This window comes from Delftia sp. WSY_16 (genome assembly GCF_043104415.1).
Classification (GTDB): domain Bacteria; phylum Pseudomonadota; class Gammaproteobacteria; order Burkholderiales; family Burkholderiaceae_C; genus Comamonas; species Comamonas tsuruhatensis.
The window spans coordinates 157427-180978 of the sequence record NZ_JBICKS010000041.1 but is presented as its reverse complement, the minus strand read 5'-3'; the positions used below and the strand labels follow the sequence as shown (position 1 = coordinate 180978).

At 70.1% G+C, this 23552-nt stretch carries 18 protein-coding genes; 10 read left to right on the top strand and 8 right to left on the bottom strand.

All coding sequences use genetic code 11. The features are described 5' to 3' along the window. The first annotated feature begins 176 nt into the window (after nucleotides 1-176). Nucleotides 177-1154, top strand: coding sequence for an alpha/beta fold hydrolase (locus tag ACF8O7_RS25530; RefSeq protein WP_392444609.1), 978 nt, complete (start codon nucleotides 177-179; stop codon nucleotides 1152-1154). 45 nt (nucleotides 1155-1199) lie between these two features. On the opposite strand, the gene ACF8O7_RS25525 is transcribed toward ACF8O7_RS25530, so the two are convergent. Then, nucleotides 1200-3734, bottom strand: a complete 2535-nt coding sequence (locus tag ACF8O7_RS25525) for a penicillin acylase family protein (protein WP_244387945.1) — start codon at nucleotides 3732-3734, stop codon at nucleotides 1200-1202. A gap of 185 nt (nucleotides 3735-3919) precedes the next feature. Between ACF8O7_RS25525 and ACF8O7_RS25520 the strand changes: the two genes are divergently transcribed. Further along, entirely contained in the window at nucleotides 3920-4300 is a 381-nt protein-coding gene (locus ACF8O7_RS25520; protein ID WP_016449227.1) for a hypothetical protein, read from the top strand. 148 nt (nucleotides 4301-4448) lie between these two features. Here ACF8O7_RS25520 and ACF8O7_RS25515 read toward each other — a convergent pair whose 3' ends face one another. The 4 genes from ACF8O7_RS25515 to ACF8O7_RS25500 form a co-directional block, all read right to left on the bottom strand. Next, nucleotides 4449-5198 (bottom strand): sterol desaturase family protein, encoded by a 750-nt coding sequence (locus ACF8O7_RS25515; protein WP_392444606.1) that lies wholly within the window; start codon nucleotides 5196-5198, stop codon nucleotides 4449-4451. Nucleotides 5199-5217: 19 nt separating this feature from the next. Next, nucleotides 5218-6210 carry an LD-carboxypeptidase gene (locus tag ACF8O7_RS25510; RefSeq protein ID WP_392444626.1) on the bottom strand — a complete coding sequence of 331 codons (993 nt, stop codon included), beginning with the start codon at nucleotides 6208-6210 and terminating at the stop codon, nucleotides 5218-5220. A 316-nt stretch (nucleotides 6211-6526) separates the two neighbouring features. Next, nucleotides 6527-7954, bottom strand: a complete 1428-nt coding sequence (gene tadA, locus ACF8O7_RS25505; RefSeq protein ID WP_392444603.1) for a tRNA adenosine(34) deaminase TadA — start codon at nucleotides 7952-7954, stop codon at nucleotides 6527-6529. Further along, complete coding sequence (locus ACF8O7_RS25500; protein ID WP_392444600.1) at nucleotides 7923-9182, bottom strand: branched-chain amino acid ABC transporter substrate-binding protein; 1260 nt, start codon at nucleotides 9180-9182, stop codon at nucleotides 7923-7925. Before ACF8O7_RS25500 ends, tadA begins: the two co-directional genes overlap by 32 nt. A 470-nt stretch (nucleotides 9183-9652) precedes the next feature. Here ACF8O7_RS25500 and ACF8O7_RS25495 point away from each other — a divergent pair, with 470 nt between their 5' ends. Beyond that, nucleotides 9653-11659: a U32 family peptidase gene (locus tag ACF8O7_RS25495; RefSeq protein WP_016451402.1), complete on the top strand. Its 2007-nt coding sequence runs from the start codon at nucleotides 9653-9655 to the stop codon at nucleotides 11657-11659. On the opposite strand, the gene ACF8O7_RS25490 is transcribed toward ACF8O7_RS25495, so the two are convergent. Both ACF8O7_RS25490 and ACF8O7_RS25485 read right to left on the bottom strand, forming a co-directional pair. Then, on the bottom strand, nucleotides 11623-11904 hold the full coding sequence (locus tag ACF8O7_RS25490) for a hypothetical protein (protein ID WP_012206611.1): 282 nt from the start codon (nucleotides 11902-11904) through the stop codon (nucleotides 11623-11625). The genes ACF8O7_RS25495 and ACF8O7_RS25490 overlap by 37 nt on opposite strands. Nucleotides 11905-11914: 10 nt before the next feature. Further along, on the bottom strand, nucleotides 11915-14257 hold the full coding sequence (locus ACF8O7_RS25485; protein WP_392444597.1) for an FdhF/YdeP family oxidoreductase: 2343 nt from the start codon (nucleotides 14255-14257) through the stop codon (nucleotides 11915-11917). Nucleotides 14258-14385: 128 nt separating this feature from the next. Here ACF8O7_RS25485 and ACF8O7_RS25480 point away from each other — a divergent pair, with 128 nt between their 5' ends. After that, nucleotides 14386-14844 carry a GNAT family N-acetyltransferase gene (locus ACF8O7_RS25480; RefSeq protein WP_013801551.1) on the top strand — a complete coding sequence of 153 codons (459 nt, stop codon included), beginning with the start codon at nucleotides 14386-14388 and terminating at the stop codon, nucleotides 14842-14844. Between the two features lie 12 nt (nucleotides 14845-14856). Here the strand turns inward: ACF8O7_RS25480 and ACF8O7_RS25475 are convergent, their stop codons facing one another. Beyond that, a complete protein-coding gene (locus ACF8O7_RS25475; RefSeq protein WP_392444594.1) occupies nucleotides 14857-17607 on the bottom strand; it encodes a LuxR C-terminal-related transcriptional regulator in 2751 nt (916 codons plus the stop codon). Between the two features lie 177 nt (nucleotides 17608-17784). Here ACF8O7_RS25475 and ACF8O7_RS25470 point away from each other — a divergent pair, with 177 nt between their 5' ends. The 6 genes from ACF8O7_RS25470 (at nucleotide 17785) to ACF8O7_RS25445 (ending at nucleotide 23526) form a co-directional block, all read left to right on the top strand. Then, complete coding sequence (locus tag ACF8O7_RS25470; RefSeq protein WP_392444592.1) at nucleotides 17785-18567, top strand: SDR family NAD(P)-dependent oxidoreductase; 783 nt, start codon at nucleotides 17785-17787, stop codon at nucleotides 18565-18567. Nucleotides 18568-18692: 125 nt separating this feature from the next. Beyond that, entirely contained in the window at nucleotides 18693-19877 is a 1185-nt protein-coding gene (locus tag ACF8O7_RS25465; RefSeq protein ID WP_392444589.1) for an acetyl-CoA C-acetyltransferase, read from the top strand. Between the two features lie 69 nt (nucleotides 19878-19946). Beyond that, entirely contained in the window at nucleotides 19947-20771 is an 825-nt protein-coding gene (locus ACF8O7_RS25460; RefSeq protein ID WP_392444586.1) for an ABC transporter ATP-binding protein, read from the top strand. Further along, nucleotides 20755-21480 (top strand): ABC transporter ATP-binding protein, encoded by a 726-nt coding sequence (locus tag ACF8O7_RS25455; protein ID WP_392444583.1) that lies wholly within the window; start codon nucleotides 20755-20757, stop codon nucleotides 21478-21480. The genes ACF8O7_RS25460 and ACF8O7_RS25455 overlap by 17 nt, the downstream gene beginning before the upstream one ends. Nucleotides 21481-21485: 5 nt before the next feature. After that, nucleotides 21486-22358, top strand: coding sequence for a branched-chain amino acid ABC transporter permease (locus tag ACF8O7_RS25450; protein ID WP_034363620.1), 873 nt, complete (start codon nucleotides 21486-21488; stop codon nucleotides 22356-22358). A gap of 130 nt (nucleotides 22359-22488) precedes the next feature. Further along, on the top strand, nucleotides 22489-23526 hold the full coding sequence (locus ACF8O7_RS25445; protein ID WP_392444580.1) for a branched-chain amino acid ABC transporter permease: 1038 nt from the start codon (nucleotides 22489-22491) through the stop codon (nucleotides 23524-23526). Nucleotides 23527-23552 lie beyond the last annotated feature (26 nt).

Here is a 23552-nt window from a genome sequence, read left to right as displayed (position 1 = left end):
TGCAACCCACTGTAGGCAGCGCCGGCCCGGCCGGCCAATCATTGTTTCTGATGCCGTGCATCAGCGGCGGCGGCGCTCGGGTTACTACCTGCGGGTCTGCCGCCACAGGGAAATCCCGCGCAACCGCTGTCCCGCCCCTGACTGCTGCACAGCAGCAAACCGGAATAATCGGCGGGATGCTGCAAGCCCCCTCTTCCCTCCCCGCCACGGCCGCTGAAGAAGCGCCCATCTACGCTCCCACACGCCCCTGGCGCTCGCGCATGGTGCCGGTGCGCACCATGGAGTACCACGTGCGCGAGTGGGGGCCCGTGGATGGCGATCCCGCGCTGGCGCCGCTGGTGCTGGTGCACGGCTGGATGGATGTGGCGGCCTCCTACCAGTTCGTGGTCGATGCCTTTGGCGAGGCCTTCATGGCGGGGCGCCGCATCATCGCGCCGGACTGGCGCGGCTTCGGCCTGAGCCGGCCGGCATGGCCTGCCGACCGGCATGACTTTGCCGACTACCTGGGCGACCTGGACCATCTGCTGGACACCCTGGTGGGCGATATGCCCGTGGACCTGGTGGGCCACAGCATGGGCGGCAACGTGTCCATGATGTATGCGGGCGCGCGGCCTGCGCGCATACGCCGGCTGGTCAACCTCGAAGGCTTCGGCATGCCGGCCACCCGGCCAGACCAGGCGCCTGCGCGCTATGCGCAGTGGATGGACGAGCTGCGCCAGCTGCGCAGCGGCGGCATGGAACTCAAGAGCTATGACAGCGTGCAGGACGTGGCGCGCCGGCTGATGAAGACCAACCGCCGCCTGCCCGAGGACAAGGCGCTGTGGCTGGCCCACCACTGGGCGGCGCCCGATGCGCAGGGCCGCTGGGAAATCCTGGGCGACACGGCGCACAAGCTCATCAGCGCGCAGCTGTTCCGCGTGGAAGAAATCCTGGCCCTGTACCGTGCCATCACCGCACCCGTTCTGGCCATCGAGGCCAGCGACGACAGCCTGGGCATGTGGTGGAAGGACCGCTACACGCTGGCCGAGTACCACGAGCGCATCGGGCAGATTGCCGACTGCCGCACGGCCGTGGTCCAGGACGCCGGCCACATGCTGCACCACGACCAGCCGGCGGCCGTGGCCGGGCTGATCGAGCAATTCCTCGGCACCTGAGGCCTGCGCGCGCCGCTACTGCAGCCTAATGCAACCTACTGCAACCTACTGCGGCCGCAGCATCATGGAATGGCGCCAGCGCGCGGGCGCCATCTGCAGCGGCCGGTAGCGGCCGTCGGCCCATTCGGCAGACATGTCCGCATAGCGGCTGGACAGGGCCACGCCGCTTTGGCCGGTCTGGTAGATGAACAGCGAGCGCTCGGGCTCGGCCAGGTCGTAGATGGCGCGCAGCGATGCCGCATGGCGGTTGGCGAACGGCGCCCTGGCATCGCCGGGCAGGTACTGGCCCACGTTGACGGTGTAGCTGTCACCGCCCGAAGGCACGCTGACATTGAAGATGCCCGCCAGCAGCCCCACGCTGCCCAGCGGCCGGTGGCTGCTCAGGGCCGCATGCACCGCGCCCCAGCGCCAGCGGCCCAGGTCGCTGCCCTGCGTGGCCTGCAGGCGCGCCAGCGCCCGGTCCAGCGCCTGGCTGACCTGGGCGCTGCAGCCCGCCGCTGCGCACCACCAGCCATCGCGGCGCTCCAGCATGCCTTCGATGCCCGCGCGGTAATCGCGCTTGCCATAGGTGGCCGCAAAGGTCTGGGCGCCAATGCGCGGGATCACCAGGCCGCGCGTGAGTTCGTCCACCCAGGCGGCAAAGATCAGGGGCGCGGCCTGCGCGGCATCCATGCGGCCGTCGAACTGCGCCATCACCCGGCGCGCCTGCCCGGCCAGCGGATGTGTGGCCGGCGCTTCGTCCAGGGCCTTGAGCATTTGCGGCAGCAGGGCGCGGGCGGCCAGCGAGGTCTGGTCGTTCTGGATGGAGGCCATGCTGACCACGTCGTGCCTGTCCTTCGCATCGATGAGTTCGGTGATGCGCTGGTGCCGGTACGGCAGGCTCCAGTCCTGGGTGAGGAAGTGGGCATAGCCCTCGCGCGTGATGCGCTGGTTGGCGGTGGCCAGATAGCCCTGCGCCGTTCCATCGTCCTGCGGGGCCTGGTCGTAGGGCAGCCAGCCCTGCCAGTCGTAGCGTGCCTCCCAGCCCGGCGCGGGCGCCACGCCGCGCAGGTCGTTGTCGGCCGCGCGCAGCGGCACCCGGCCTGCGGCCTTGAAGCCGATGTCGCCATGGACATCGGCCGCGACGATGCTCTGCATGGGCGAGTGGTAGTCGGCAAAGGCCTCGAACAGCTGGGCCACGCTGCGCGCCTCGTTGGCGCGCAGGCCGGCCTGCACGGTGAGGTTGTCGGTGTCCAGCGCGGCCCAGCGCAGGGCCACGGCGTAGCGGCGCTTGTCGAGCACGGCCTCGTACTGGGGCTGCACATCGCTGATCACGGGGCCGTGGCGCGTGCTGCGCAGCGTGAGCTGCACATCGGCCCGGCCCTTGACCCTGATGCGCTCGCTGCGCTCGGTGAAAGGCGCCCAGCCGTCGGGCGTGCGGTAGCGGCCCGGGTTGCCTGGATCGATCTGCTCCAGGTACAGATCCTGCACATCGGGATTGGTGTTGGTAAAGCCCCAGGCCACCTCGCGCGTGCGCCCCAGCACCACGAAGGGCAGGCCCGGCAGGGTGGCCCCCACCACATCGATGGGCGCCAGCGGCGTGCCGTCCTGCGCATGGCCGGCGGGCGACTGCAGGCGCGCGTAGTACCAGATGGCGGGCGCGCTCAGGCCCAGATGGGGATCGTTGGCCAGCAGGGGCTTGCCGCTGACCGTGCGGCTGCCCGAGAGCACCCAGTTGTTGCTGCCCTTGCCGTCGTTGGTGCCCGCATCGCGCACCATGTCGCGGGACCAGCGGGCCCAGGCATCGCTCGCCTCGCCGGCGGCAGCCACCTTGGGCGCAGACGCCGCCTGTGCCTCCTGGCGGTACACGCCCAGGCCCCGGTAGAGGGCCGCAAGGTCGGTGGCGGTGGCCGGCGCCTCGCCCGGATAGGGCGGCATCAGCTGCCACAGCTGCTGTGTGTCCAGTTGCGAGAGCGCGGCCAGCCGCGCGAACTCGTTGCCCCAGTTGCCGCCCAGGTCCAGCGCCATCATCAGCGCCCAGCCCACGCTGTCCTCGGGCGCCCAGGCCGAGCTGTCGCCTCCGCCCGGCGTGGTGCCCAGCAGCATGAATTCGGGCACCTGCGGATGCTGGCGCATGGGCAGGGCCGCATAGAAGGCCGCGATGCCCTCGCTGTAGGCCTGCAGCGCCTCGCGCGCGTTGGCGGGCAGGGATGCGTACTGGCGCCGCGCCGCGCCGCGTATGTCCAGCGCACGCATGAGCTTGTCGGTATCCAGCGTGGCCGGCCCGAGGATCTCGGACAGCGTGCCGTGCATCAGGCGGCGGTTGAACTCCAGCTGCCAGCCGCGCTCCTGCGCATGCACATGGCCCAGCGCGCGCCACAGGTCCTGCGGCGTGAAGGCGCTGATGTGGGTGATGTCGGCCTCGTCGCGCCGCACACGCACGGGCTGCTCCAGGCCGGCCAGCGTGAGCTGTCCGTCGAGCACCGGCTGCACGCGCACGGCATAGATGGCCACCGCGCTACCGGCCAGCAAGGCCGAGCCGACCAACGCCACGGCGCCCACGCTCCACCATCGCGAGTTCAGGATTCGCATGATTCCCATTCTTCTCCCTTCCCCCTGCCTTTTTTCATATCGTAGTGTTGCAGTTTGTAGCATATGAACTGGTCCATTGCTCACATTGCTCACGACGAATCGTCAGCAAGTCTGGCCCCGCCTTCAGGCGACAATCAGCGCCCGCCCTGCGCAAATGGATGCAGGGCGCCAGACAGAAACAGGAAGTACCAGGAATGTGGCCTTTCAGCCTCTTGAAGAAGCTCAGCCAGGACCCGCCCGTGGGCCAGCCCCGTGGTGACTACATAGGCTGCTACCTGCTGGGAACCGAGGCGCCGGGCCAGGCCGGCGTCAGCTACGTCTCGCTGGCCACCACGCGCGAGCAGCTGCAGGCCGATGCCCGCGCCTACCTTGAAGGCTTCGTGCGCGACCACCCCGAAGCGGCCGACACCGACCTGTCCGCCATCCGCTCCCTGCTGGAGAACCTGCCCCAGCGCCTGGACGCCCACCTGTGCGGCGACACGCGCGCGCCGCTGGCCGAGCAAGGCGGCACCGTGCTCTTCCTGCGCACCGGCATGCGCGCCCGCCGCAAGGAAAACGGCCGCTACCTCGAATAGCAGTCAGCCCCCCCGCCACCGTACAGAGCCTCAAAAACTGGTGCGGCCAAGGACAAGGGACAGCGAGCAAGGGCCTACGCCGGCCGCGCCGCCCCGCAGCGAGGCTGTCGTCCCCCCGCGAAGCGAGAGGGGGAAGGCGCGCAGCGTCTCAGGGGGAGTTCTGCTTGTGCACGTCTTGCCAGCGCAGCATGTCGGTCACGCGCTCGGCCTTGTCGGCATCGAAGCCCAGGCGCTCCGCCCGCTCGGCCGGATTGGCCCAGGTGCCGAACAGCAGGTCCCAGACGGGCAGGCCGTAGTTCTGCGCATGGTGGCCGTACTGGTGGTGCACGGTGTGCATCTCGGGCCGCTGCACGATGTATCCCAGCCAGCGCGGCGTGCGGATGTCGGCATGCAGGAACAGGTCGAACGCCCCCGTGAGGCCGATGGCGAAGGCGGCAGCCAGCGGGCTGGCCCCCAGCACCCAGTAGCTGGACAGCGCGCTCAGCAGCACGGCGGCGGCCGTGTCCATGGGATGGGCGAAAAACGCCGTGAGCGCCTCCACGCGCGGCGCGCTGTGGTGCAGCTGGTGGAACAGGCGCCACAGCGTGTCCGACCGGTGCGTGGCGCGGTGCCACCAGTAAAAGACAAAGCTGGTGAGCACAAAGCTCAGTGCGCCCACGGCCCAGGCCGGCCATTGCCGGCCCACGTCCAGCAACGCATGGCGGCGGATGCTGTCCGAGAACAGATGGCCTACCGCCAAGGTGGTGGCCAGCGTGCCCAGGCCCAGCAGCGTGGACAGGATCAGCCAGCGCCGGTCGCAATGGTTGCGCGAGGCCGGCGCGATCACCTCGCGCGTGAAGATGCCGACGAACATCAGCGCCAGCAGCGGGTAGGCCGCGAACTCCCACATCTGCAGCATGCCGTCTGCTCCTTGCCGCTCAGTGTACGTGGCCCCAGTAGATCAGCGCATCGCGCCCTTCGACCGACAGCGACACGGGCGCGCCCACGGGCAGCATCACCTTGGTCGGCACATGGCCGTAGGGCAGGCCCTGCAGCACGGGGCACTTGACCTGGCTGCGCAGCCAGTCGATCACGGTCTGCAGCTTGAAGCCCTTGTCATGCGAGCTGAGCTTGAACTCGCTGAACTGGCCGAACACGATGGCCTTTTGCTGGGCCAGCACGCCGGCATGCAGCAGCTGGGTCAGCATGCGTTCCACGCGGTAGGGATGCTCGCCCACGTCTTCCAGGAACAGGATGCCGCCCTTGATCTGCGGGAAGTAAGGCGTGCCCAGCAGGGAGACCAGCACGGCCAGGTTGCCGCCCCACAGCGTGGCGCCGCCGCTGATGTAGAAATCCTTGACGACGGGCTTGCCGTCTTCGCGCAGGCCGATCTTCGGCATCTGCCAGCCCGCGCCCTCGCCCTGGCCGCTGAGCAGGTCGTTGAAGCAGTCCAGCATGATGTCGTCCACGCCGCCCTCGTCGTCGGGGCGGCCGAAGTCGTGCACCAGCAGCGGGCCGGCCCAGGTGGTGGCGCCGGTCTTGGCCAGCAGGGCCAGCGACAGCGCCGTGAAGTCGCTCAGGCCCACGAAGCGCGTGCCGCCTGCGATGGCCTTGGCCACGGCCTTGTACTTGATGCCCGGCAGGATGCGCGTGAGGCCGTAGCCGCCGCGCGTGGGCAGCGCCAGGTCGGCACCGCTGGCCGCTGCGCGCTCGATGGCCGCCAGGCGCGTGGCGTCGTCGCCTGCAAAGCGCTGGTGGCTGCTCAGTGCATCGGCATCGATCTCCACCTGATGGCCCATGGCCTCCAGGCGGCGCACGCCGCGCTTGAAGCCGGCCTTGTCGCGCACGGCACCGGCGGGCGAGTAGATGTAGATATGGCGCGGACCCTGGTCATGCGCATGGCCGCAGCAGCTGCCGTCGGCGGCATACACATGGCCATGATCGTGGTCGTGGCTGTGGGCAGCGCCATCGTCATGTGGATGCTCGTGCCCGTGGGCACAGCAGGTGCCGTCGGCGGAATGCACATGTTCGTGCGCGTGATCAACGGGTGCAGGCGCGGCAGCGGCTGCCTTTTTGCGGGGCGTGCCGGATGTGCTGGGTGTGCCGGGCGTGCTGGAAGAGCGGGAACTGCGCGAAGTGGCCAAGGTGGTTCCATGCCGGCCCTGGCCGGCATGCTCCATATTGCAAGGGGAGTGAAGACGGGGACCTGCCGCTGCGCAGCCCCGGCAAGGGGCCGGCGGCGCAGGCCTACGGGCGGAAGTATTCCACAGCGTCGGCCACCATGCCGGCAGCGCACAGGGGAACCCAATGGCCGCACGGGGATAGGCGCAGCTGCGCTGGCGGCAGCTGTGGCAGCGCCTGCAGCCAGGCCTGGCGCCATGCGGGCGCGGGCAGCAGCGCATCGTGCTCGCCGCCCTGCACCCACAGGCGCTGCTGTTGGCTCCACTGCACCAGCAACTCCATCGGCAGGGCCGGCATTTCGGCCTGCACCCGGGGCCAGGCCTGCAGCGCGGCGCGGTGGCCGGGTTGGGAAAACGGCAGGTTCCAGGCCTGCGGCTGTGCGCCGGCCTCCTCACCCGCCTCGTGCATGGCGCGGCCCACGGGCCATGACGGCTTGCGCGCCGCCTGCGCAAACCATTGCACGCAGGCATCGGGCGCCGGGCCTGCGGGCCAGGCATTCATGAGCCAGGCGCCGCAAAAACGGGCGGGCTCGGCCTGCGCTACGGCCAGGCCCAGGCGCGCGCCATCGTCATGGCCGACCAGCACGATGCTTCGCAGGTCCAGCGCCAGCACCAGCTCGCGCAGCACTTGCACATGCCAGGCCGCGCTGTGCGCCTTCTCCTTCTTGGGCTGGTCGCTGCGGCCAAAGCCCGGCAGGTCGGGGACCACCACGCGATGGCCGGCCTGGAGCCAGCCGGGCAGCATGGGCTGGAACAGCTGGCCCCATGCCGGGCTGCCGTGCAGGCACAGCCAGGTCAGCGGCGCATCGCGCGGTCCTTCATCGACCACGGCCAGGCGCAGGCCTGCCAGCGCCGGCAGATCGCTGCGCCACTGCGGCTGGGCAAAGTCGCCAAAGGTGGAATCCGCATGGCGCAGCGCCGTGTCCTTGAGCGGATGCGGCTGGGCCGCGCGCTGCTCGGCGCGGCGCGTGCGAAAGAAGTCCGACATCAGGGCCGCGCATTCGCCAGCCAGCACGCCGCGCGTCACCTGCGTGTGGTGGTTGATCTGCGGCAGCGCAAACACGTCCAGCACCGATCCGGCCGCGCCCGTGCGCGGCTCGGCCGCGCCATAGACCACGCGGCCCAGCCGCGCATGCAGCATGGCGCCGCTGCACATGGTGCAAGGCTCCAGGGTCACATAGAGCGTGCAATCGTCCAGCCGGTAGTTGCCCAGGCGCGCGGCCGCGTCGCGCAGCGCCAGCACCTCGGCATGGGCCGTGGGGTCGCCCTGGGCCACGGGCGCGTTGCGGCCCCGCCCGACGATGGCGCCGTCCTTGACGATGATGGCGCCCACGGGCACCTCGCCCGCCTGGGCGGCGGCACGCGCCAGCTCCAGGGCGGCGCGCATCCAGGCCTCGTCGTCGGCCTGCGGCAGTGGACGGTGCTCTGCAGTCAAGGTGTCACAGTGTCCGGGCGACAGGGGGTCAGGGCAGCGGCTTGCGCACGCCCTGCGCATATTGATAGAGCGTGACGACCGGCGCCTGCAGCTCGCCCTGGGGCGTGAAGGCAATCGGCGCCGTCACGCCGTCATGCCGGGTCTGGCGCAGATAGGGGATAAAGGCGTCGGGCCGGATGGAGTCGGCCCGCACCATGGCCTGGGCCAGCACCATGGTGGCGTCGTAGGCGTAGGGGCTGAAGACCTGGTACTGGTCGGCAAAGCGCTGGTCGTAGCGCTGCTTCCAGGCAGCGCCGCCTGGCATGCGCTCCAGCGGGCTGCCGCCCACGGCGCAGGTCACATTGCGCAGCGGGGACGTGTTGCCCGCCAGCTCGGGCAGGCGCAGCGTGCACAGGCCGTCGCCGCCCAGCAGGCGCACCTTGTCCATGGCCAGTTGGGCCATCTGCCTGAGCATGGGGCCGGCCTGGGCGTCCAGGCCGCCGAAGAAGATGGCGTCCGGCTTCTTGCCCTTGATGGCTGTGAGGATGGGGACGAAGTCCGTGGACTTGTCGCCGGTGTACTGCTTGTCCACGATCTCGATGCCCTGCTCGCGCGCCTGGGCCTCGAACAGCGCCACGATGCCCTGGCCGTAGGCCGAGCGGTCATCGATGATGGCCACGCGCTTGACGCCCAGCTTGCCCACGGCGTGGGACACCAGCGCATCGACCATGGCGCGGTCGTCGGCGATCACGCGGTACGTGGTGTCATAGCCCGACTGGGTGATGGCCGGGTTGCTGGCCGCAGGCGTGACCATGACGATGCCGCAGTCGTGGTAGATGGATGTGGCAGGCAGCGTGGTGCCCGACTGCAGGTGGCCGACCACGGCCGCCACCTTCTTGTCGCACAGGCGCCGGGCCAGGGCCACGGCCTGGCCGGGGTCGCCGCCATCGTCGCCGGCCTCCAGCTTCCAGCGCAGCTTGCGCCCGCCGATCTCCAGCCCCTTGGCGTTGAGATCGTCCAGGGCCATGCGCACGCCGTTTTCCTCATCCTTGCCCAGGCTGGCGATGGGGCCGGACACCGGCCCCGCATGGGCAATGCGCACCACCAGGGGCGCATCGGCTGAACTGGGCGCAGCAGTTGCAGCAGGTGCAGCGGCCGTACCGGGTGCAGCCGCCGCAGCGGAAGCCCCTGCCGACTGCCCGTTGGCCGGGCCGCTTCCCGGCAGCGCCCAGGCCAGGCCGCCGCTGCCCAGCAGGGTGCACAGCAGGGCCGGGCCGGCCCACGGGAAATGGCGAATCGAGGCGTGCATGGCAACTCCTGGAAATAACGGTCAATGTGTGAAACAGGCGCCCTGGCAAACGAAATCCGCTGCGGCGTGGCCCACTCGGGCGCTGCCCGGCCGGGCAAGGCCTGGCGCAGAAAGCGCGCATCAGGCCCGGGGCGGAGCAGGCACGGGCCGGGGTATCCGGCATGGCGGCCCGGCCCGTGCAGTGCGCATCCTAAAGGATAGGCAAAAACCGGCGCTGCGCGTCCGGGCATCGGGCGCATACCCCCTGGCGCGCGTTTTTTCGGGGCTGCGGCGATAATGCTGCGCCTCACCGCAAGCGGGCTGCGAGGTTTTCGTCGCCGGACCGCCCCAAGACAAAAAGCGGCCCCCTTGGGGGGCAGCGGACCTTGCGCAGCAAGGGTAGCGTGGGGGCCAGTTTTCCCCCGCATTGCGCCCGACGCCCGGCCCCCCCACGCCGGTGCGGGTACGAACACAGAACACCACAAAGCCCCATGTCCCTCCTGCCCCACCAGCTCGAACTCCTGTCTCCCGCGCGCGATGCCGACATCGGCATCGAGGCCGTGAACCATGGCGCCGACGCCGTCTACATCGGCGGCCCGGCCTTCGGCGCGCGCGCCACGGCGGGCAACGACATCCGCGACCTGCAGCGCCTGATCAACCACGCGCACCGCTTCGGCAGCCGCATCTTCATCACGCTCAACACCATCCTGCGCGACGATGAACTCGAGGCTGCGCGCAAGATGGCCTGGCAGATCTACGAGGCCGGTGCCGACGCGCTGATCATCCAGGACATGGGCCTGCTGGAGTTGGACCTGCCGCCCATCCAGCTGCACGCCAGCACCCAGACCGACATCCGCACGCCCGAGAAGGCCCGCTTCCTGCAGGATGCCGGCCTGTCGCAGATCGTCGTTGCGCGCGAGCTGGACCTGCAGCAGATCGCCGCCGTGCGTGCGGCCACCGACCCGGCGCGCACCACCATCGAATTCTTCGTGCACGGCGCGCTGTGCGTGGCCTACTCGGGCCAGTGCTACATCACCCACGCCCACACGGGCCGCAGCGCCAACCGCGGCGACTGCAACCAGGCCTGCCGCCTGCCCTACGAGGTGCTGGACGCCAGCGGCCGCATCATTGCCCACGAAAAGCACGTGCTGTCCATGAAGGACAACAACCAGAGCGACAACCTGCGCGCACTGATCGACGCCGGCGTGCGCAGCTTCAAGATCGAGGGCCGCTACAAGGACATGGGCTACGTGAAGAACATCACGGCCCACTACCGCAAGCTGCTGGACGAAATCATCGAGGAGCGCGAATTCTCCGACACGCCGCTGGCGCGCTCGTCTTCAGGCAGCACCACGTTCAGCTTCACGCCCGACCCCGACCAGAACTTCAACCGCGAGTTCACCGACTACTTCGTCAACGGCCGCAAGGACGACATCGGCGCCTTCGACACGCCCAAGACACCGGGCCGCGCCATCGGCTGGGTCACCAAGGTGGGCGAGAACTTCGTGGAGATCGAGACCTCGAGCCGCGACACCGAACTGCACAACGGCGACGGCCTGTGCTACTACGACCTGCAAAAGGAACTGGTGGGCCTGCAGATCAACCGCGCCGAGTCGGTGGATGCGAAGAAGTCGCTGTGGCGCCTGTTCCCCAAGGACCCCATCGCCGGCTTCAAGGACCTGCGCAAGGGCCTGGAAGTCAACCGCAACCGCGACATGGCCTGGGTGCGCACGCTGGACAAGAAATCCAGCGACCGCCGCATCGGCCTGTGGGCCGAACTCAAGGAAACGCCCGACGGCTTTGCGCTCACGCTGACCGACGAGGACGGCTTCACCGCCACCGCCGCCATCGTGCAGGAACACCAGGCCGCCACCGACGCAGCCCGTGCCGAGGCCACGCTGCGCGAGCAGCTGGGCCGCTTCGGCGCCACCATTTTTTCCGTGCATGACATCGGCCTGCAGCTGAGCCAGCCCTGGTTCGTGCCGGCCTCGGCCCTGAACCAGCTGCGCCGCGACGCCGTCGCCGCGCTGGAGGCCGCGCGCCAGGCCGGCTTCGTGCGCCTGCCGCGCGCCCTGCCCGTGGAGCCGCCCGTGCCCTTCCCCGAGGACACGCTGACCTACCTGGCCAACGTCTACAACCAGAAGGCGCACGACTTCTACATCAAGCACGGCGTCAAGGTCATCGACGCGGCCTACGAGAGCAAGGAAGAAGAAGGCGAAGTCAGCCTGATGATCACCAAGCATTGCGTGCGCTTTTCCATGAGCCTGTGCCCCAAGCAGGCCAAGGGCGTCATCGGCGTCAAGGGCACGATCAAGGCCGAGCCGCTGCAGCTGATCAACGGCAAGGAAAAACTCACGCTGCGCTTCGACTGCAAGCCCTGCGAGATGCACGTGGTGGGCAAGATGAAGCGCGCGGTGATCAACCAGCACGCCAAGGAAATGCAGGAGTTTCCGATGCAGTTCTACCGCACGCGGCCCGTGCCCTCGGCCAGCGCCTGACAGGCCTCGGCCTCCACCCACAAGCGCCCGCGCTCCGTCAGGGCCGCCAGCCACCGCCCCTCTTCCTGCTCCAGCCTGACCCAGCCCGGCCCCGGTGTGCCGGCAATGGGTGCATCGCCCATCAGCGCCAGGCAGCGCATGAGCACGCTGGCGCCCTGCCCCAGTCGCTTGCCCAGCCTGGGCAGGGACATGGGTGCGGGCTCGGTGGCCAATTCGCGCAGGATGGCGGCGGCCAGTTCTTCCATGCCTTGCACTTCAGGCCGCCATTTCTTCCAGCGCAAGAGACGGCACGGCAGGCAGCCGGTGCGCCACCAGCTGCACGGGAATGGACTTGGAGCTGGGCGTGCCCGCCACGATGGCCGTGGCCGACAGCGGCACCAGCGGATTGGTCTCGGGATAGTAGGCAGCGATGCAGCCGCGCGGAATGTCGTAGGCCACGAGCCTGAAGCGCTCGGCGCTGCGCTGCTGGCCGTCATCCCACACCGTCTGCAGGTCCACCCAGTCGCCATCCTTCAAGCCCAGGGCGCGGATGTCCTCGGCATGGATGAAGACCACGCGGCGCTGTCCGAAGACGCCGCGATAGCGGTCGTCCATGCCGTAGATGGTGGTGTTGTACTGGTCGTGCGAGCGCGTGGTGAACAGCGTGAACACCGGCGATGCGCCGGGGCTGCGCGCGGCGCGCGCGCGGTGCACGGGCGTGTCGCGCGGCACGGCGTGCACGAAGAAGCCGGCCTTGCCCCGGGGCGTCTCCCAGATGCGCTCGCTCGCCGCATTGCGCAGCTTGAAGCCGCCCGGCACGGCCACGCGCGCGTTGAAGTCGTGGAAGTCGTCGAAGACCTGCTCGATCAGCTCGCGTATGCGTGCATAGTCGCCAGCCAGCTCCAGCCAGTGCACGGGCCGCTGCGCGCCCAGCGTGGCGGCGGCCAGGCGCGCGACGATGGCGATCTCGCTGAGCAGGTGCTCGGACGCAGGCGGGTTGATGCCGCTGGAGATATGGACCATGCCCATGGAGTCCTCCACCGTCACGCCCTGCGGGCCGGTGGCCTGCATGTCGATCTCGGTGCGGCCCAGGCAGGGCAGGATCAGCGCCTCGCGGCCGTGCACCAGGTGGCTGCGGTTGAGCTTGGTGGTCACATGCACGGTCAGGTCGCAGCGGCGCAGCGCCTGCCAGGTGGCATGCGTGTCGGGCGTGGCCGCCGCGAAGTTGCCGCCCAGCGCGAAGAAGACCTTGCCCCTGCCTTCGAGCATGAGGCGGATGGACTCGACCACGTCCACGCCGTGGGCGCGCGGCGGCTCGAAGCCGAAGACCTGCTGCAGCCGGTCCAGCAGCGCGGCCGGCGGCTTTTCCCAGATGCCCATGCTGCGGTCGCCCTGCACATTGCTGTGGCCGCGCACCGGGCAGGCACCTGCGCCGGGGCGGCCGATGTTGCCGCGCAGCAGCAGCAGGTTGACCAGCATCTGCACGGCGGCCACCGAATGCATGTGCTGCGTGATGCCCATGCCCCAGCAGACGATGGTGCTGCGGGCGGCGATGTAGACCTCGGCCGCCGTCTGCATCTGCGCGCGGCTCAGGCCGGACTCGGCCTCCAGCAGGCCCCAGTCCTCGGCCCGCAGGTCCTCGGCCAGGGCCTCGAAGCCGGTCGTGTGTTCGGCGATGAAGGCATGGTCGAGCACGCCGCCGCACCCGTGCCCCAGTGCATCGTCCTGCGCGATCACATGCTTCATGATGCCCTTGACGGCCGCGATGTCGCCGCCCACGCGCAGCTGGAAGTAGTGCGTGCTGATGGGCGTGGCGCCCAGGGTGGCCATCTCCAGCTTGCTTTGCGGGTCCTGGAAGCGCTCCAGCCCGCGCTCGCGCAGCGGGTTGAAGCTCAGGATGCGCGCGCCGCGCTTGTGGGCTGCGCGCAGTTCGCCCAGCATGCGCGGGTGGTTGGTGCCGGGGTTCTGGCCGAAGATGAAGATGGCATCGGCCTGCTCGAAATCGGCCAGCTGCACCGTGCCCTTGCCCACGCCGATCTGCGGCTTCATGCCGCTGCCGCTGGGCTCGTGGCACATGTTGGAGCAGTCGGGGAAATTGTTGGTGCCGTAGGCGCGCACGAACAGCTGGTACAGGAAGGCCGCCTCGTTGCTGGCGCGGCCCGAGGTGTAGAAGATGGCCTGGTTCGGGTCGGGCAGCGCGTTCAGGTGGCGGGCAATCAGCGCAAAGGCGTCGTCCCAGGCGATGGGCCGGTAGCGGTCGCTGGCCGCGTCGTACACCATGGGCTCGGTGAGCCGGCCCTGGTCTTCCAGCCAGAAATCGCTTTGCGCCATGAGCTCGGCCACCGTGTGCCGGGCAAAGAATTCGGGCGTCACGCGGCGCGCCGTGGCCTCGGCCGCCACGGCCTTGGCGCCGTTCTCGCAGAACTCGAAGGTGGAATGGTGGTTGCGGTCGGGCCAGGCGCAGCCCGGGCAGTCGAAGCCGTCGGGCTGGTTGGCCGACAGCAGCGTCTTGGCGCCCTTGACGGCGATATCCTGGCGCATCAGGGCCTGGCTCACGCTGCGCAGTGCGCCCCAGCCGCCAGCGGCCCCCTTGTAGAACTCGATCTTTTGTTCGGACATGGGCCGGGAGTGTTTCGCCTGTCCATGATCCAGGTCAAATCACATCTCCAAATGGAGAGATTCAGCAAAGATATGAGCACGGCATCCTTGCCCTGCGCCATGCTGGCAACCTCCGCCCCGGACCACCGATGAACTCCACAGCCATACACACCGCCATCCCCGAAGACGCCGCGCTGATCGCTCCGCTGTTCGACGCCTACCGCCAGTTCTACGAGCAACCTGCGGATGCCGACGCGGCGCTGGCCTTCATCACGGCGCGGCTGGAGCGCGGCGAATCCGTGATCCTGCTGGCCCGCCGACCGGACGGCAGCGCCCTGGGCTTTTGCCAGCTCTACCCCTCGTTCTGCTCGGTGCTGGCCGCGCCCATCTACGTGCTCTACGACCTCTTCGTGGTGCCCGATGCGCGCCGCCTGGGCGTGGGCCGCGCCCTGCTGCTGGCGGCCGAAGCCCATGCCCGCGCCACGGGCCATGCACGCATGGACCTGACCACGGCCCGCAACAACCTGCGCGCCCAGGCGCTGTACGAGTCGCTGGGCTGGGTGCGTGACGAAGTGTTCCTGACCTATGCGCGCCATCTGCAGGCTTGAGCCGCCAGCGGCCTAGCGCAGAACCCGCAGCTCCCGCGCCAGCGCCACGGCCTGGGTGCGGCTGCGCGCGCCCAGCTTGAGGTTGATGCTGCGCAGGTGGGTGCGCACCGTGCTGTCGGAGACGAAGAGCTTTTCGGCCATGGCCGCATTGGAGTAGCCCGAGGCCAGCAGTTCCAGCACGCGCAGCTCCTTGCGGGTCAGGGGCTCGGCAAGCGCCGTGGCCGGCGCCGGGTCCTGGGGCGCATCCGCTGCCTGCAGCTCGGGGGGATCGGCGGGCTCGGCGGGCTCGCCCAGGGCAGACAGCAGCCGCTGCGCATGGGCGGCAGCCTCCGGCTCCGCCGCTTCCGTGCGGCGCGACAGTGCAGGCGTCAGTGAGGGCGACAGCACACGCTGCAGCACGGGCGCGAGCAGCGGCCCCTCATCGAGCATCAGGCGCACAAAGCCTTCGCTGGCCCCGTGGCGCAGCGGCTGGGCCAGCATGGCGGCTGCGGCGTCCATGTCGCCGCAGCCCGCCTCGGCCAGCGCGCACAGCACCTGCAGCTTGAGGCTGCGGTGGCGTCGCCCGCGCAGTTGCGCATCGGCCAGCAAGGGGGCGATGGCATCGCGCACGGCACGGCAGTCGCCAAAGTGCAGCCCCCAGCGCAGCCGGGCGATGGCGATGTCCTCCACCTCGTGCGGCGGCAGGCGCAGGCGTTCCACGCGCGGCCATACGCCGGGATCGTCGGCACGCTCCAGCGCCTCGGACGCGGCGGCCCGGTTGCCCTGCAGCACGAAGATGCGCGCATGCTCCAGCCGCGCGCTGGCCGTCACGCGCGGCAGCTGGCGCTCGTGCCCCAGGTATTCCAGTTCGGTGAGCAGGCCCACGGCGGCATCCACGTCGCCGCGCAGGAAGGCGATGCGCGCGCGCATGCGGTAGCTGGCGATCACGTGGTCGGGCAGGCCCACATCGCGGGCCAGCGGCAGGTAGACGTTGAGCAGGTGGTCGGCGCCGTCGAGGTCGTTGGTCTCGTAGAGCACGCCGGCATGCAGCACGCCGGCCCAGGCATTGCCGTTGGTGGGGTTGTAGGAGGCGCTGCGCGGCGTGGCGGCCAGCGCCACGCGAAAGCGCGACGCCGCCTGCCGCAGCCGTCCGCCCGACAGGTCCAGCACGCCCTCCATGGCCTCGGTGTACATGCGGCTGAACAGGCTGCCGGCCTGGGTGCTGCGTGCCGCATCCAGCAGGCGGCGGGCCTCGTCGGTATCGCCCAGCACCGATGCCACGTAGGCCATGGCATTGGTCAGCGAGCTGTCCGCAAAGGGCCGGCAGCTGGGCAGGCGCGCCAGCGCCTCGCGGCCCAGGGGCGCAGCCTCTTCCACGCGGTCCATCATGGCCAGCAGCAGCGGCCGCAGGGCGATGACCAGGGCCTGCGCGGCAGAGTCGGCGGCCATGCCGGGCTCCAGCGCATCCAGCCACAGCTGTGCCTGCACGGGACCGCGGGTGAAGCAGTCGGCATAGGCGGCGACGGCCTGCAGCAGCGGCTCGCGCGCCAGCAGCGGCGCCGGCAGGGCCGTGAACCAGCGCGACAGCAGGCGCATGCGGCCCTGCTCCATCAGCGCCTCGGCATGGCGCGCCAGCAGGGACAGGGCATGCGGCAGGTCGCCGCCTTCCAGCGCATGCTCGATGGCGGGCACGGGCCGGCCGCAGGATTCGTACCAGCCGCTGGCCGCCAGGTGCAGGCGCTGTACCTCGCCGGGGCGCTCGCGCTGCAGCTGGGCGCGAAGGAAGTCGGCAAACATGCTGTGGTAGCGCCAGCTGCGCCTGCCCTGCCCTTCGTCGGCCAGCGGCAGCAAGAACAGATGGGCCTGCTCCAGCGCCTGCAGCATGGCGGCGCCATCGGCGCGCGGCACCAGGGCCTGGCAGACCTGGGCATCCAGCGTGCGCAGGATGCTGGTGCGCAGCAAAAAATCGCGCACGGGCGCGGCCTGCTGTACCAGCACGTCCTCGGCCAGGTAGTCGGCCACGGCACGCTCCGAGCCCGAGAAGCGCTCGATGAAGTCGCTGTGCGCCCCATGCCGCTCCAGCGCCAGCGAGGCCAGCCACAGCGCGCCTATCCAGCCTTCGGTCTTGTCCACCAGGCGCGCCACGGCCTCGCGCGGCAGCGCGCAGCCGCGCAGGCGAAAGAACTCCTCGGCCTCGGCCGCTGAAAAGCGCAGCAGCGCCGCATCGATCTCGAGCAGCTGGCCGCTGGTGCGCAACCGCCCCAGCCCCAGGGCCGGCAGCGCGCGCGAGCCTATGACCAGCCGGCCGTGCACGGGCAACTGCTCCATCAGCTGGCGCACCAGGCCCAGCACGGCATCGTTGTGCAGCACCTCGAAATCGTCGATGAACAGCGCAAACGACCGGCCTTCGCCGGCCAGCGACTGCAGCGCCCGGGACAGCTCGCCCGGCCCGTCCGCCTCGCGCTCGGCCATGCCGCCCAGGCCGCGCACGGCCGCGCCCAGGCATTGCAGAAAGCGCGAGACATCGTTGTCGGCGGCATCCAGCGTGAGCCAGGCCGTGGCCTGCCCTTCGGCCTGCAGGCGCTCGCGCATCTGGCGCATGGCCGTGGTCTTGCCGAAGCCGGCCGGCGCACGCACCAGCACCACACGGGCGCGCAGCGCCTCGGGCCAGCGCGCGGCCACCGCCAGGCGCGCCACCTGGGCTGCGGCCGCGCGCGGCGGGCTCAGCTTGGCCTGGGGCACATAGCCGGAACCGGGAGCAGGAATGGGCACTGGGAACGGCATGCGGGCGAGGAGCACATGGCAGGAGTGAAGGAGCGGGCACTTTCGTCGGTTTCGACGATGGCGGCAATGCGGGGTGATTCCTAGACTGGCCTGCAGATCATAGGCAGCGCAGCGCGCCCTGTCGCGAGCCAAGGCGACAGGGCGCGCGGCAAAGACTCTCACAAAGGAGACCCACACATGAAGCTTGACGCAAGCATCGGCGCCGTCGTCACGGGCGGGGCATCGGGCCTGGGCGCGGCCACCGCGCGCCGCCTGGCCGCCAGGGGCGTGCGCGTCGCCCTGTTCGACCTCAACGAGACGGCCGGGCAGGCGCTGGCGCGCGAGACAGGCGGCCTGTTCTGCCGCGTGGACGTGACCGACGAGGCCAGCGTGGACGCGGGCTTTGCCCAGGCCCGCGCGGCCCACGGGCAGGAGCGCATCCTGGTCAACTGCGCGGGCACGGGCAATGCCGTCAAGACGGCCAGCCGCGACAAGGCCACGGGCGAGATCCGGCACCTGCCCGTGGCCAACTTCGACCGCATCATCCAGATCAACCTGGTGGGCACCTTCCGCTGCATCGCCAAGTCGGCGGCGGGCATGCTCACACTGGAGCCGCTGGCCGACGGCGAGCGCGGCGCCATCGTCAACACGGCCTCGGTGGCGGCGCAGGACGGGCAGATGGGCCAGGCCAGCTACTCGGCCAGCAAGGCCGGCATCACGGGCATGACCCTGCCCATCGCGCGCGACCTCATGGGCGAGGGCATCCGCGTGAACACCATCCTGCCCGGCATCTTCGACACGCCGCTGCTGCAGGGCGCGCCCGACAACGTGAAGGCGGCGCTGGCCGCCTCCGTGCCCTTCCCCAAGCGGCTGGGCCAGCCCGACGAATACGCCCACCTGGCCGAGACCATGATCACCAACGGCTACTTCAACGGCGAGTGCGTGCGCCTGGACGGCGCCATCCGCATGGCGCCGCGTTAGGCGCACCGCCCAGCCACTAACCGTCCCCGCGTTTTCCCTGGCCGGAATCGTCGCTTGCGACGATGCCCGGCCCGCGCCGGCCGGGCCACCATCCCCCCAGGAATACAGGAACAGGAGACATATCCATGGCACAGGCATACATCGTTGCCGCCACGCGCACGGCAGGCGGCAAGCGCGGCGGAAAGCTCTCGGGCTGGCATCCGGCCGATCTCGCGGCCCAGGTGCTGGACGAGCTGGTGCGCCGCAGCCAGGCCGACCCGGCCCAGGTCGAGGACGTGATCATGGGCTGCGTCAGCCAGGTCGGCCAGCAGGCGACGAACGTGGCGCGCAACGCGGTGCTGGCCTCGTCCCTGCCCGAGTCCGTGCCGGGCACCACGGTGGACCGGCAGTGCGGGTCGTCCCAGCAGGCCCTGCATTTCGCGGCCCAGGCCGTGATGTCGGGCAGCATGGACATGGTGATCGCCGCAGGCGTGGAGAGCATGTCGCGCGTGCCCATGGGCACGCCCAACGCCCTGCCCGCCAAGGCCGGCCTGGGCGTGTACATGAGTCCGGCCATGCAGCAGCGCTATCCGGGCGTGGAGTTCAGCCAGTTCATGGGCGCCGAGATGATGGCCGGCAAGTACGGCCTGGCCAAGGACCAGCTGGACGCCTATGCGCTGCAAAGCCATGAGCGCGCCGTGCAGGCCGCGCGCGAGGGCCGCTTCGACCGCGAGATCCTGGCCGTGCAGGCGCGCAGCGCCGAAGGCGGTGCCGAGGGCGAAGGCCAGCCGCACACGGTGGACGAAGGCATACGCTTCAACGCCACGCTGGAAGGCATTGCCGGCGTCAAGACCATCCGCGAGGGCGGCTGCGTGACCGCCGCCACGGCCAGCCAGATCTGCGATGGCGCCAGCGGCGTCATGGTGGTCAGCGAGCGCGGCCTCAAGGCCCTGGGCGTGCAGCCGCTGGCGCGCATCCACCACATGAGCCTGCTCGGGCACGACCCGGTGATCATGCTGGAGGCCCCCATCCCCGCCACCCAGGCCGCGCTGAAGAAGGCCGGCATGCGCATCTCCGACATCGACCTGTACGAAGTCAACGAGGCCTTTGCCCCCGTGCCCCTGGCCTGGCTGCAGACCACGGGCGCCGATCCGGCGCGGCTCAACGTCAACGGCGGCGCCATTGCGCTGGGCCATCCGCTGGGCGCCTCGGGCACCAAGCTCATGGCCACGCTGGTCCACGCCCTGCATGCGCGCGGCGGGCGCTACGGCCTGCAGACCATGTGCGAGGGCGGCGGCATGGCCAACGTCACCATCATCGAGCGCCTGTAGGCGCCGCCATGCCACCGTGCGACCGGCGCGGCCAGCGCCGGCCGCCCACCATCGGGGGGAGGGAAAGCCATGAGCCAGGACTCGCAGCCCCTGCTGCGCATCGAAGGCGTTTCGCTGCGCTTCGGCGGCATCGTCGCGCTGGACGGTGTGAGTTTCGATGTTGCGGCAGGCCAGATCTGCGGCCTCATCGGCCCCAACGGTGCGGGCAAGAGCAGCCTGTTCAACTGCCTGTCGCGGCTGTATGCCTGGCAGGCCGGCCACATCCGCTTTCGCGGCCAGCCGCTGGCCACGCTGGCGCGCCACCGCATGGCCGCGCTGGGCATGGGCCGCACCTTCCAGAACCTGGCCCTGTTTTCCAGCATGACGGTGGCCGACAACGTGCGCCTGGGCACGCACAGCCACCAGCACGCCGGCTTTGTGCGCGACGCCCTGCGCCTGCCCGGCGTGCGCCGGCGCGAGGCAGAAGCCCGCGCCCAGGCGCAATCGCTGATGGCCCTGCTGGAGCTGACGGGCGTGGCAGAGCGCCGCGTGGCCGACCTGCCCTTCGGCACGCAAAAGCGCGTGGAGCTGGCGCGCGCCCTGGCCTGCCGCCCGCAGTTGCTGCTGCTGGACGAGCCGGCCTGCGGCCTCAACCATGAGGAGCTGGCCGGCCTGGGCGAACTGATCCTGTCGCTGCGCGACCGGCTGGGGCTGACCGTGCTGCTGGTGGAGCACCACATGGGCCTGGTCATGCGCGTGAGCGACAAGGTCGTGGCGCTGAACTTCGGCCGCAAGATCGCCGAAGGCACGCCGGGCGAGGTCCGCGCCCATGCCGAAGTCATCCGCGCCTACCTGGGCTCGGACATGCAGCCGCAGGATCAGGACAGGGAGGTGGCGCATGCCGGCACTGCTTGAAATCCGCGGACTGCATGCGGCCTACGGGTCGGTGCGCGTGCTGGACGGCATCGACATGGACCTGGCCGAAGGCCGCGTCACGGCCCTGCTGGGCGCCAATGGCGCGGGCAAGACCACCACGCTGCGCGCCATCTGCCGCCACCTGGTGGACACACGCGGCGAGGTGCGCCTGGCCGGCGAACGCATAGACCGGCACAGCACCGAGCGCATCGCGCGCCAGGGCGTGGGCCATGTGCCCGACGGGCGCGGCACCTTCGCCCAGCTCAGCGCCGAGGAGAACCTGCGCCTGGGCGCGCAGGCCCGGCCCACGCGCGCTGCCCGTGCAGACGTGGGCAGCGATATGGAGCGCATGTTCGGCTACTTCCCCCGCCTGCGCGAGCGCCGCACCCAGCAGGCCGGGACGCTGTCTGGCGGCGAGCAGCAGATGCTGGCCATTGCCCGCGCCCTCATGGGCCGCCCGCGCCTGCTGCTGCTGGACGAGCCCTCCTTCGGCCTGGCGCCGCTGGTGGTGCGCGACATCTTCGGCATCCTGCAGCGCATCAACGCCGAGCAGGGCACGACCATCCTGCTGGTGGAGCAGAACGCGCGCCTGGCGCTGGAGCTGGCGCACAGCGCCTACCTGCTGGAGACCGGCCGCATCGTGCTGCACGGCTCCAGCGAAGCCATGCGCCGCAACGATGCGGTACGCCAGGCCTATCTCGGGGAGTAGCGGCCATGGACGCCTTCATCCACCAGTTGCTGGCCGGCCTGGCCACGGGCGGCATCTACGCCACCGTGGCGCTGGCCCTGGTCATGATCTACCAGGCCACGCACCACATCAATTTCGCGCAGGGCGAGATGGCCATGTTCTCCACCTTCATCGCCTGGGCGCTGCTGCAGGCGGGGCTGCCGTACTGGTGGGCCTTCCTGGCCACGGTGGCGCTGTCCTTCGTGCTGGGCGCGGCCGTGGAGTTCGCCATCATCCGCCCCATGCACAAGGCGGCGGACCTGGCCCAGGTGGTGGTCTTCATCGGCCTGCTGATCGTCTTCCACAGCCTGGCCGGCTGGATCTTCGGCTACACCATCAAGGAGTTTCCCAGCCCGTTCCCGGCCGACGCCTGGTATGGCAGCGCCCTGATGTCGGCCCATGAGGTGGGCACCATCTTCGTGGCGCTGTCCATCGTGGCCCTGCTGTTTGCCTTCTTCCGGCTCACGCCGCTGGGGCTGGCCATGCGCGCGGCCGCGCAGAACCCGGCCTCCTCGCGCCTGGTGGGCATCTCCGTGGGGCGCATGCTGATGCTGGGCTGGGGCCTGGCCGGCGCCATCGGCGCGGTGGCCGGGATGATGGTGGCGCCCGTGGTCTTCCTTGATCCGCACATGATGAGCGGCGTGCTGCTGTATGCCTTTGCGGGCGCGCTGCTGGGCGGCATCGACAGCCCCGCGGGCGCCGTGCTGGGCGGCTTCATCGTGGGCGTGCTTGAAAACCTGGTGGGCAGCTACGTGGTCGGCACCGAACTCAAGCTCTCGGTGGCCCTGGTGCTGATCGTGGGCGTGCTCATCGTGCGGCCGGCCGGGCTGATGGGCCGCAAGGTCGTCAGGAGGGTTTGAACAATATCCCCCCTGAGCGGCTACGCCGCTTCCCGTTGCACGGCGCCCCCTCTCTCGCTACGCGGGAGGGGGACGACACCCTCGCTTTTGGGCCACGCCAGTTTTGTGCCCAACGCCCTGGAGAACAATGATGTCCACACGATCCGCCTCCTCGTCTGACGCGCTGGTCGCCTCCACCAGCGCGCGCCGCCCCCTGCCCCTGGGCACGGTACTGATCGCGGCGCTGGCGCTGGCGGCCTGCTCGCTGGTCTTCGTGGCCAAGGGCTACCAGCTGTTCCAGGCCACCATGGTGCTGGCCTATGCCGTGGCCCTGGTGGGGCTGAACATCCTCACGGGCTACAGCGGCCAGATCTCGCTGGGCCATGGCGCCTTCTTCGCCATAGGCGCCTATGCGGCCGGCATCCTGATGGACCGCGCGGGCCTGGCCTACTGGCTTGCCGTGCCTGCAGCGGGCCTGGTGAGCCTGGCGGCGGGCTACCTGTTCGGGCGGCCCGCGCTCAGGCTGGAAGGGCTGTACCTGGCGCTGGCCACCTTTGCGCTGGGCGTGGCCATGCCCCAGCTGCTCAAGTACCGCCACCTGGAGGCATGGACCGGCGGCGTGGGCGGCATCGTGCTGACCAAGCCCGAGGCGCCCTGGGGCCTGCCGCTGGATGCCGACCAGTGGTTCTACCTCTATGCATTGGCCGTGGCGGCCCTGCTGTTCTGGATGGCGCGCAACCTCATAGACAGCGGCAGCGGCCTGGCGCTGCGCGCCATCCGCGACCACGCCATGGCGGCCGAGGCCATGGGCGTGGACAACGCGCACTGCAAGTCCATGGCCTTTGCGATTTCGGCCGGCTACACAGGCGTGGGCGGCGCGCTGTCGGCCATTGCCGTGCAGTTCGTGGCGCCCGACTCCTTCACCATGTTCCTGTCCATTTCGCTGCTGGTGGGCGTGGTGGTGGGTGGCGTGGGAACGCTGTGGGGCGCGCTGTTCGGCGCCCTGTTCATCATGTTCATCCCGGGGCTGGCCGAGCAGGTGTCCAAGGCCGCGCCCTGGGCCGTCTACGGCACCGTGCTCATCGTCTTCATGTTCGCCATGCCCGGCGGCGTGATGGGCCTGCTGCACCGACTGGGCCGACCGGGCCGGCCGGGCCGGCGCCTGCCCCGGCAGCGGCCGCGCACCTGACTTTCCATCCCCACCCACAGGAGTCC